Source organism: Vibrio sp. 03_296 (genome assembly GCF_002265885.1).
The window spans coordinates 1-1,033 of sequence record NZ_NPKW01000975.1; the positions used below are offsets into that span (position 1 = coordinate 1).

Sequence of the window (1,033 nt, forward strand, 5' to 3'; positions counted from 1 at the left end):
CTGCCGTCTTTGGCCTTGGCAGGAGCGACGCGTGAAAAATGTTCGACGGATCTGGCATTGGTGACCGGTAAACTCAACGGAAAACAATTCTCTGTGGCGTTATCAGCACATGGTGGTGAGTGGGGCATGGTGCTTGAGCTCAATCGAGTATATGGTAAAGAAGACGCGAGTAGAGTGATTAGCACGGTGGCTGCAGATTTATTACGCCGCTATTTGGAAAAGAAACCGATGTTTGGTGAGTATTTCTCGGTGACAAAAGTCAAAGAGATGTTTGTACCGAGCAGTCTCGTGAAATAAATCTGTTGGGTTAAGCGCGATTTGTTTTTGCCCACGCAGAAATGAAAGAGCCAGCATATTTTGCTAGGCTCTTTGTCTTTCGGTCAAAAACACTAAGCGCGTTTTCTTTCATCACGTAATTGACGTCACTCAATATCACATCAGTTTTCGCGCGGCAGATACACGGCAAAATCTCATTGCTTTGCGTATAGGCCATGGCAAAACCCACATACTCCACTTCGCCAGACTCAAGCTTGCAGCGACATGCACCACAGTGCCCATCCCGACAGTTATATTCTGGCAGCAACCCTGCTTGTTCCATCGTTTCCAAAATGGTGTTAGCACGATTAGATTCAAAACTGTGTAGTTTGTTGATGCGGATTTAGGCATTAGAGCTCAAGCCCTCAAATCGTCTGAGTGACTTCGTTGTCAATTTGTCCTACCAAGTAAGAGGAAATTTCCGCTTCCTGTGGTGCCACTTGCACGTTATCAGAAGACAACCAAGCGTTAATCCAAGGAATTGGGTTCGAGGTTGCATTCGGGTACGCGACTGGAAGACCAACGGCTTGCATGCGGATGTTGGTAATGTATTCAACGTACTGACAAAGAATGTCTTTGTTCAGGCCAATCATCGAACCATCTTTGAACAGGTATTCTGCCCATTCTTTCTCTTGCTCAGCCGCTTCTTTGAACAAATCAAAACACTGTTGCTTGGCTTCATTCTGCTATTTGCATGAAGAGAAATCATCTTGACCAT

General features: G+C 45.6%; 3 pseudogenes. 1 reads left to right on the forward strand and 2 read right to left on the reverse strand.

The window, feature by feature from the left end:
• Positions 1-297: pseudogene (locus CIK04_RS29265) on the forward strand (competence/damage-inducible protein A); the annotation flags it as partial.
• A 103-nt stretch (positions 298-400) separates the two neighbouring features.
• Here CIK04_RS29265 and yfaE read toward each other — a convergent pair.
• Positions 401-658 (reverse strand): annotated as a pseudogene (gene yfaE, locus CIK04_RS29270) (class I ribonucleotide reductase maintenance protein YfaE); the annotation flags it as partial.
• Between the two features lie 22 nt (positions 659-680).
• Positions 681-995: pseudogene (locus CIK04_RS29275) on the reverse strand (ribonucleotide-diphosphate reductase subunit beta); the annotation flags it as partial.
• Positions 996-1,033 lie beyond the last annotated feature (38 nt).